The sequence below is a fragment of the Streptomyces sp. NPDC093225 genome, assembly GCF_044753805.1.
Taxonomy (GTDB): domain Bacteria; phylum Actinomycetota; class Actinomycetes; order Streptomycetales; family Streptomycetaceae; genus Streptomyces.
The window spans coordinates 122,492-129,688 of record NZ_JBIVNX010000016.1 but is presented as its reverse complement, the minus strand read 5'-3'; the positions used below and the strand labels follow the sequence as shown (position 1 = coordinate 129,688).

Sequence of the window (7,197 nt, the reverse complement as noted above, 5' to 3'; positions counted from 1 at the left end):
GGGGGGGGGGCCGCCCCCCCGCCCCCGCCCCCGGGGGGGGGCGGGCCGGGCGGGGCGGGGGGGGGCCCCCCCGGGGCCCCCCCCGGGGCCCGGGGGGGGGGGCGGGCCCCCCCCCACGACCGCTCAGTGCCAGAGCTGGTAGCGGCTGTTGTTCTCGTCGTGCGTGTAGATGCTCCTGCCGTCGCCGTCCAGGTACTGGGCGGGACCGTTCGAGGGGCTGGTGGCCTTGTGCTTGAGCTTCCAGCCCTCGCTGGTGCGGACCTCGTACCAGCGCTGGTAGTCGTTGCCGTTGCACCTCTCCACGTACACGTCGTGGTCCCAGTAGGCCGTGAGGCAGGCGTCCGTGTTCTCCTTGGTCTTGAGCGAGTAGGTGCCGTCGTTGCTGTTGTAGACCTCGTACCACTGCGCGCCGTACGAATCGCAGCCGTCGTAGAACCGGACGTCGTTGGGGTGGAGGGGGATCAGGCTGTCGAAGCCGAGGCACTTGCCGGAGAACTCGTGCTTCCAGGTCACCCAGCCGTCGGCGTGGGCCGAGGTGGTGAGTCCGACGACGAGGGCGGCGGCGGCGCCGGCGGTGGCCAGGGCCCGAGCGATGCGCTTCATGGATCTCCGTAGGTCGGTGGTGGGAGTGGATCACGGGTCGGTCGACGCCCGGTGCGCGCCGGGGCGCACGGCGGGTGGTGGGGCGGAGTTCGGGCGGTGTCCCCGAGGCGGCGTGACGCGGTCCGGGTTCGGGGCGGGTGGGGCCGTTCCTGTACGGGGTGGTGGTTCCCGTGCGGGAACGGCCGGTCCTGCCCTCCGGCTGGTGCGGCGGGACCCGGTGGGGACGACGGAACAGTAGGGGCCGGGCGGGGGCCGCGGGTCGGTCCGGCCGTCCCCGGGACGTCCCGGGGACGCGGCACCTGTCCCGGGACGCCGGCCGGGGCGTCCCGCGCGCTGTCCCGGGACGCCCCGCCCAGCAGCCCGTTCGGTCCCCGTCCTGACGCCCGCGAGCAAAGTGCACTCGTCGGTGTACAAAGTGCACTGCACGGTGTAGTTTCATTTCTGCGGGGAGGGACACCGGCCCCGCAGACCGGAAAGCACCCGCACCTGTCGGAAGGAAACGTCATGCCCGTCGCCACCGTCGGCACCGCCCGCATCCCCTACCGCGTCGTCGGTCAGGGCCCCGCCCTCGTCCTCGTCCACGGCACCGGACCCGGCTCGATGATGTGGGACCACCTGGTCGACGCCTTCGCCGACCGCCACACCGTGATCCTCCCGGAGCTGTCCGGCAGCGAGGCCGCCGAGGACGACGGCGGCGCGCTGACCGTCGACCTGATCGCCGGTCAGGTGGAGGCCGTCATCGAGGACGCGGACCTGGGCCCCGCGGACGTGATGGGCTTCTCCCTCGGCGCCCCGCTGGCGGTCGCCGTCGCGGCCCGGCGCCCCGACCTCGTACGCCGCCTCGTCGCGGTGGCGGGCTGGAGCCACCCCGACGACGAGTACCTGCGCAACATGATGACCGTGTGGCTGCAGATCGCCGACAACCCCGAGGCCTTCGGCCGTTACGCCACCCTCACCGCCTTCAGCCGCGGTCACCTGCAGGGCATCGGCCGCGAAGCGGTCGAGCTCAACACCACCTTCATGCGGCCCACCCCCGGCGTCCTGCGTCAGATCGACCTCAACCTGCGGCTGGACGTCCGTGACCTGCTGCCCCGCGTCCGGGCCGAGACCCTGGTGATCGGCTGCGCCCAGGACGCCACCATCCCGGTGGCCAACCACCGCGAGCTGCACGCCGGGATCCGCGGCAGCGAGTACGCCGAGTTCGACACCGGCCACATCGTGGTCTTCGAGCAGGCGGAGGAATTCACCAAGGTGGTCCGCGACTTCCTCACCGTGTGAGCCTCCCCGACCAGGTCCAGGTCCAGGTCCAGGTCCAGGTCCAGGACCAGGAACCCGGGACGGAGACCTGAGCCGCCCGAGACGCCGGCCGTCCCGAGACACGAGCCGACCCCGGACCCGAACCGAGCCCGAAGCCACCCACCAACGCCACCACGCCCCAAGGAGCGGAACCGCCATGTCCTCGACCGCGCCCACCCCGGACACCGCCGAGACCCCCTGGCAGGGGGCGCGGCTCGACCTCGACGCCTACCTGGCACGGATCGGCTACGACGGCCCGCGCACCGCGACCCGGCAGACGCTGTTCGACGTGTACCGGGCGCACCTGACCACGATCCCGTTCGAGAACTTCGAGATCATGCTGGGCCGGCCGATCCTCCTCGACCTGCCCGCCCTCCAGGACAAGTTGGTGCGGCGCCGGCGCGGCGGCTACTGCTACGAGCATGTCCTGCTCCTCGCCGCCGCCCTCGAGGCCCTCGGCTTCACCCCCCGGGGCCTGCACGCCCGCGTCTCGCTGGGTGCCCGCAGACCCCTGCCCGCCACCCACGCGCTGCTCGCCGTGCCGGCGGCCGAGGTCCCCGGAGGTCCCGTCCGGACCTGGCTGTGCGACGTCGGCTTCGGCAGCGGTCCGCTCACCCCGCCCGAGCTCGTCGACGGGGCCGAGGTCTCCACCGGGGGCTGGTGGTTCCGCCTGGAGCGCACCCCCGACCCGTCCGGCACCGACCTGTGGACGCTGTACGACGGCGGCGAGGACGGCCGCCGGAACGAGGACGGCCGCCTCGACCGGCACCATTTCACCCTCGCCCCGCACCACGCCGTGGACTACGAGGTGGGCAGCCACTACGTGAGCACCCATCCCCGGTCGCCCTTCGTGACCCGGCCCTTCGCGCAGAAGTTCACCGCGGAGGCGGCCTACCGGATCGACGGGACGGCCTGGAGCGTACGCAGGCCCGACGGCTCGGTCGTCACGACCGAGGTCACCGCGGACGACCTCCCGGGCATCCTGGAGCGTCTCGGCATCGTCCTCGACACCGCGGACATCACCCGCCTCCGGGAACTGGTCGAGCCCTCCGCCCAGGAGGCGGAGGGCTCGCGCCCGGGCGGTCGGGGACCCCTCAGGCCCGCGGGGTGAGCTCGGCCATCTCGCTCCAGCCCTGCCCCGGCACCTCCACGTGGATGATCTCGGGCTTGGTGGCGATGGCGCCCGCCATCACCTCCATACCGGCCTTGAAGTGGTCGGAGGCGACGTGCGCCGCGCCCGCCGCCGCGTCGGCGAAGCCCTCGAGCAGCGTGTACTGGTTGGGGTCGTCGACACTGCGCGACCAGTCGTAGAAGAGGTTGCCCGGCTCGCTGCGCGTGGCGCGGGTGAAGTCGTCGACGATGGCGAGCCAGTCGTCGCCGTGCTCCGGGCGGACGGTGAACCTGACGGCGATGAAGATCATGCCGTCCAGCCTGGCATCCGGCGCCCCGCGAAGCACGCCCGCCGCCGCGGTTTTCCGGCCCTGCCGGAAAACCGGCCGGTCGCGAAGTCGGCCGGCACCACCGCCGCCAGAGCCCGCCGCCAGGACCCGCCGCCGTCACGGCCCGGCCCGCCTCACAGCCGGCCGGCCGCCGCCTCCGCCAGGGCCCGCCGGACCGCGTCCGGCCGGCGCCCGTACTCCGCCGTCGGCAGCGACACCGACAGCGCGTGCACCGCGTCCGTCCCCGCCCCGGCCGCCCCCGGCAGGGCGAGCGCCAGGCAGGTGTACGCGGGGTCGGCCTCACCGATCGAGACCGCGAAGCCCTGCCCCCGGACCCGCGCCAGCTCCGCCTCCATCCGCTCGGCCGAGGTGATGGTGGCCGGGGTCAGCCGGGCCATCCCGTGCTCGTCGAAGTACCGCCGGCGCAGCGCCCGTGGCAGCTCCGCGAGCAGCGCCTTGCCGTGCGCGGTGGCGTGGGCGCGCAGCTCGCGGCCCGGGGCGAACGGGTTGGCCGTGTCGGTCACCGGGGCCGTGGTGTCCACCACCGTGATCCGGCCGCCCTGGTACGCCGTGTGGTAGGCCTCGCCGCCGGTGGCCCGCCGCACCCGGGACAGCAGTTCGGCCATGCCGTCCGCCCGCCCGTCCGCGGTCCCGAGGTGCCGGCGGAGCGCCCGGTGCAGCCCGGGGATGCGCGGCCCGGGCACGTATCCGAGCGGCGTCCGGGTCAGGTACCCGCGGTCGGTGAGCGGCCCGAGCAGGTGGTACGCCGTGGACAGCGCGCACCCCACCTGCCGGGCCAGTGCCTTGGCGCTCACCGGGCCGGGCGCCTCGGCCACCGCGTCCAGCACGGCCAGCGCCCGGTCCACCGACTGCGGTCCGCCCTGCGGCATCCTCGCCCCACCCCCGTGCTCGGGCCCGTTCCCGGCCCCCGACCCTACGCGACCGAGGGCCGGTCGCCCTTCCCCCCGTCGTAGCCGCGCTTGTTGGCCAGGCGCACGGTAACGGTCCGGTCCGGGTTGCGCTGCGAGACCTCGAAGGGGCCCGCGACGGGGACGTCCGGGAAGGCGTACCCCTCCGGCACGTCGGTCTCGACCAGGTAGTACGAGCCCGCGACCAGCGCGTCGAAGGTGCAGGCCCCCTGGTCGTCGGTGGCGCAGCCGTCGTCCACGAGCAGGTCCCGGCCGGTGCCGCGGTTCTGGAGGCCGGGCGTGCCGTTGGTCTCCCGCCACAGCGCGAAGACGGCGCCGGCCAGTGCGCGGCCGGTCTTCGCGTCGGTCTTCAGCAGCAGGATCCGGCCCTCGTACGGGGGCTCCGGCGGCACGTGCCGGGTGTTGGGGGCGGTGATCGCCACCCCGTCCGCCGCGTTGTCCGCGGACAGCACCAGCGGCCCGAAGACGCGCAGGTCGGGGAGGTCGTACCCGGTCGGCGCGGCCGTCTCCTGCCAGTAGTAGGTGCCCAGCGGCAGCTCCGACGTGCAGCTGCCGTCGCCGCTCGAGGTCGTGCAGGTGGTCACCGAGGTGTCCGGCGCCGTCCCGTCGGTCTGCAGCCCGGGGGTCCCGTTGGTCTCGCGCCACAGCGTGAAGGCGGCGCCGCCCAGCGGCGCCCGGCTCTCCGCGTCGACCTTGAGGACCCGGACCCGGCCGGTGGTCGGCCCGGGGTCGGGGGTGCGGGTGTTGGCCGCGGTCACGGAGACGCCCGCGCTCGCGTTCTCCTCGGTCAGCGCCGGCAGGGCGAAGACCGCCGGGTCCGGGAGGGAGTACCCGTCCGGGGCCGCCGTCTCGCGCCAGTAGTAGGTGCCCAGCGGCACCCGTCGTACGCAGATGCCGTCCGTGGGCGTCGTACAGGCGTCTCCCACCGGGGTGTCCGGCGTCGGCCCGCCGGTCTGGAGGCCGGGCGTGGCGTTGGTCTCGCGCCACAGCTCGAAGCGCGCCCCGGCCAGCGGCGCCCGGGTCCCCGCGTCCTCCTTGAGGACGGAGACGTCGCCGAGGGTCGGCTCGGGCTCGTCCCCGCACGCGGGCAGGTCGCCGTTGAACGGGTACGCGTGGAACTCGACGCCCGAGGTGGCCGAGGTGTGGGTGAGCCCGCCGGCGGTGAAGAAGCGGCCGTTCATCCCCGGCAGGGACACGGTGGCCTGGGACGAGCCCTGGCCGATGAGCACGCTGCCCTGGAACTGGCCGGTGCCGGTCAGGTTCACGGTGGTGGCGTCCGGGAAGTTCCACAGCAGCCGGTCCCGGTACGGGCTGTCGCCGACGTACGTGTTGATCGTGCGCGTCGCGCCGAGGACGTTGACCAGGATCGTCGAGCCCGCGGGGATGCCGCGGAACTCCAGCCCCTGCTGCCCGCCGGTGGCGCCCACCATGTCGAAGTCGACGTTGAAGACCTGCAGTGCGGAGGTGCCGTCGCCCGTGAAGACGGTGGCGGACCCGTTGTTGGCCGCGGTGCCGGTGCTCGGGCGCGGGCCGTCGCCGACCCGCGCGTAGCACCTGCTCGCCGCGGTCAGGCGGGGCGCCAGCCCGGCGTACGGGAGGGCCGCGCCGGTGTCCCGCACCGGCGTGCCGGTCGCCACCCCGGTGAGTGCGCCGGCGTGCCGCACCACTCCGCCGTCCGCGAGCAGCCGCTCGCCGGCCGCCACGGTGACGTCGCCCCCGGTGGTCAGGAAGTCCGAGCCGAGCGGCGGCCGCACCAGTGAACCCGCGCCCACGATGCCGACGTTGTACACACTGCTGCCGGCCGGGTCCTTGTCCTGGTCGAAGTCGCCCAGCACCACGACCTTGCCCTCGGCCTCGGCGGCCCGGCCGCGGACCCTGAAGTCCCCGCCGACGAAGATGCTGACGTTGCGGTCCTCGCCCTTGGCCTCGGTGCCGACGGACACCGCGGGGAACGGGTCGGGGCACCGGCCCGGGATGCAGGGCCCGAGCCCGCCGGGCAACGCCGCCGCGGCGGCCGCCCGCCCCGGGACGCCCGCCGCCGGCCGCGCCGCGGTCCCGTCCGGGCCGGCGCCGGCCGCCAGTGCGGGCGTGGTGGCGGCCAGTACGGCCCCCGCGGCGAGCCCGAGCGCCCAGCGCGGCACCGGTGCGCGCCGTCCGTCCCTCATGTGTCCGTGCATCTGGTGGTCTGCCCTCGCGTCTTCTCGTACGTCGTCCCGGTCGCCCTCGCGGACCGGCCGGCCGCCCGCCGGGCCCGCTGTGGGGGTGGGCGCACGGGGTGCGGTGCGGTGGCTGCCAGGCTGCGGCCCGGTGTCCGGGGCGGAGCCGGCCGACACTCCCCATACGCCCGTCTTCCGCTCCCGCGTCACCCGCCCGGGTCCGTCCGGCCCGGGCCGGCGGGCCGGGTCCGACCGGCCTCGCGACGGCGAGCGCCACCACCGCGTAGATCATGTGAGTGGTGTGAATGGTGCTAATCTCATTGGCGTCATGCTGCTGAGACTGGACGCCGCCGACGGAGCCCCGCTGCACGAGCAGGTCGCGGGCGCCGTCCGGCGCGCCGTCGCCGAGGGCGAGTGCGCCCCCGGTGACCGGCTGCCGCCGGCCCGGGACCTCGCCGCCGCGCTCGGCGTCAACGCGAACACCGTGCTGCGCGCGCTGCGCACCCTGCGGGACGAGGGCGTCCTGGAGTTCCGGCGCGGCCGCGGAGTGACCGTCGCGGCCGGCGCCGACCGGCGCTCGACGCTCCTCGACCAGGTGCGTGGGCTGGTGGCCGACGCGGCCCGGCTGGGCTACAGCAGGACCGACCTCATCGAGATGATCAGGGGGCTGTCGTGACGGACCGCGGGGGGCGCGGCGCAGCCGCGGCGGGAGGCGGCGCAGGGCGTTCGCCGGCCGGGGGTGCGGGGGGCTCGCGGGCCGGCGGGCCCGGTCGG

At 75.2% G+C, this 7,197-nt stretch carries 7 protein-coding genes; 3 read left to right on the top strand and 4 right to left on the bottom strand.

The window, feature by feature from the left end; genetic code table 11:
- Positions 1 to 123: 123 nt before the first annotated feature.
- The gene (locus ACIQCH_RS17335) at positions 124 to 603 is read right to left on the bottom strand and encodes an RICIN domain-containing protein (RefSeq protein WP_402581634.1); all 480 of its coding nucleotides are present in this window, start codon (positions 601 to 603) and stop codon (positions 124 to 126) included.
- A gap of 504 nt (positions 604 to 1,107) precedes the next feature.
- On the opposite strand from ACIQCH_RS17335, the gene ACIQCH_RS17330 reads away from it, so the two are divergent.
- On the top strand, positions 1,108 to 1,881 hold the full coding sequence (locus ACIQCH_RS17330; RefSeq protein ID WP_402581632.1) for an alpha/beta fold hydrolase: 774 nt from the start codon (positions 1,108 to 1,110) through the stop codon (positions 1,879 to 1,881).
- A gap of 175 nt (positions 1,882 to 2,056) precedes the next feature.
- Positions 2,057 to 3,010 carry an arylamine N-acetyltransferase gene (locus tag ACIQCH_RS17325; RefSeq protein ID WP_402581630.1) on the top strand — a complete coding sequence of 318 codons (954 nt, stop codon included), beginning with the start codon at positions 2,057 to 2,059 and terminating at the stop codon, positions 3,008 to 3,010.
- Here ACIQCH_RS17325 and ACIQCH_RS17320 read toward each other — a convergent pair.
- The 3 genes from ACIQCH_RS17320 to ACIQCH_RS17310 all read right to left on the bottom strand — a co-directional run bounded on the left by ACIQCH_RS17320 (position 2,994) and on the right by ACIQCH_RS17310 (position 6,432).
- Positions 2,994 to 3,320, bottom strand: a complete 327-nt coding sequence (locus ACIQCH_RS17320; protein WP_402581629.1) for a putative quinol monooxygenase — start codon at positions 3,318 to 3,320, stop codon at positions 2,994 to 2,996. The genes ACIQCH_RS17325 and ACIQCH_RS17320 overlap by 17 nt on opposite strands.
- A gap of 152 nt (positions 3,321 to 3,472) precedes the next feature.
- Positions 3,473 to 4,228: an IclR family transcriptional regulator gene (locus tag ACIQCH_RS17315; RefSeq protein WP_402581627.1), complete on the bottom strand. Its 756-nt coding sequence runs from the start codon at positions 4,226 to 4,228 to the stop codon at positions 3,473 to 3,475.
- Positions 4,229 to 4,272: 44 nt separating this feature from the next.
- Positions 4,273 to 6,432, bottom strand: coding sequence for a choice-of-anchor A family protein (locus ACIQCH_RS17310; RefSeq protein WP_402581625.1), 2,160 nt, complete (start codon positions 6,430 to 6,432; stop codon positions 4,273 to 4,275).
- Between the two features lie 319 nt (positions 6,433 to 6,751).
- Between ACIQCH_RS17310 and ACIQCH_RS17305 the strand changes: the two genes are divergently transcribed.
- Complete coding sequence (locus ACIQCH_RS17305) at positions 6,752 to 7,099, top strand: GntR family transcriptional regulator (protein WP_402581624.1); 348 nt, start codon at positions 6,752 to 6,754, stop codon at positions 7,097 to 7,099.
- Positions 7,100 to 7,197 lie beyond the last annotated feature (98 nt).

What these genes read in the sequence shown, in the direction of transcription:
- ACIQCH_RS17335 (WP_402581634.1), bottom strand. Translation starts at nt 603, where the DNA reads ATGAAGCGCATCGCTCGGGCCCTGGCCACCGCCGGCGCCGCCGCCGCC.
- ACIQCH_RS17330 (WP_402581632.1), top strand. Translation starts at nt 1,108, where the DNA reads ATGCCCGTCGCCACCGTCGGCACCGCCCGCATCCCCTACCGCGTCGTC.
- ACIQCH_RS17325 (WP_402581630.1), top strand. Translation starts at nt 2,057, where the DNA reads ATGTCCTCGACCGCGCCCACCCCGGACACCGCCGAGACCCCCTGGCAG.
- ACIQCH_RS17320 (WP_402581629.1), bottom strand. Translation starts at nt 3,320, where the DNA reads ATGATCTTCATCGCCGTCAGGTTCACCGTCCGCCCGGAGCACGGCGAC.
- ACIQCH_RS17315 (WP_402581627.1), bottom strand. Translation starts at nt 4,228, where the DNA reads ATGCCGCAGGGCGGACCGCAGTCGGTGGACCGGGCGCTGGCCGTGCTG.
- ACIQCH_RS17310 (WP_402581625.1), bottom strand. Translation starts at nt 6,432, where the DNA reads ATGAGGGACGGACGGCGCGCACCGGTGCCGCGCTGGGCGCTCGGGCTC.
- ACIQCH_RS17305 (WP_402581624.1), top strand. Translation starts at nt 6,752, where the DNA reads ATGCTGCTGAGACTGGACGCCGCCGACGGAGCCCCGCTGCACGAGCAG.